Origin of the sequence: Marinobacter salinexigens (assembly GCF_008370345.1) — a bacterium.
GTDB classification, from domain to species: Bacteria; Pseudomonadota; Gammaproteobacteria; order Pseudomonadales; family Oleiphilaceae; genus Marinobacter; species Marinobacter salinexigens.
Genome location: NZ_VTUU01000094.1, coordinates 1 through 536 on the forward strand (window position 1 = coordinate 1; position 536 = coordinate 536).

The window sequence follows — 536 nt, forward strand, 5'->3', positions numbered from 1 at the left end:
GGCAGATGAAACGATGCAGATGTCCCACTCGGTTTTTACGATACAAGTACACGGGCAACTTCCTCAGTAACCACCAAGCAGAGAGTAGTAAAACAGGTACCGCGTGGGGGCGTGATCAAGAAAACTACTAACCTAACCACAGACGGAGTACAACAGAACGGCGGGCACAGCCCTGTTTATTGGAAACAAATTGGCATCGACGACGCCCTCCTCGGAAACGAAAAAGGCAAAAAAAAGGTGCTCACTTGGCGCTGGCGAGCTGGGTGCGGATGAGCTTRGYGGCGGAGACCATGTTGGTCAGGGCRGGCTTSACCTCCGTGTACTTGCGKGTCTTGAGRCCGCAGTCRGGGTTCACCCAGAGGATGTTGGTGTCSAGCACSGCSAGCATCTTGTCGATGCGGTCGGCGATCTCCTCAGCCGACGGGATCCTGGGGGAGTGGATGTCGTAGACACCGGGGCCGATGCCCGCGCCGTACTTSACRCCCTCGCGGAACACGGASAGYAGCTTCTCGTCGGACCGCGAGTTCTCAATGGTG

At 56.9% G+C, this 536-nt stretch carries 1 protein-coding gene; it reads right to left on the bottom strand.

Annotated features, from left to right (window positions below):
• Nucleotides 1-241 precede the first annotated feature (241 nt).
• Nucleotides 242-532 carry a hypothetical protein gene (locus FWJ25_RS20810; protein WP_497755926.1) on the bottom strand — a complete coding sequence of 97 codons (291 nt, stop codon included), beginning with the start codon at nucleotides 530-532 and terminating at the stop codon, nucleotides 242-244.
• Nucleotides 533-536: the final 4 nt, after the last annotated feature.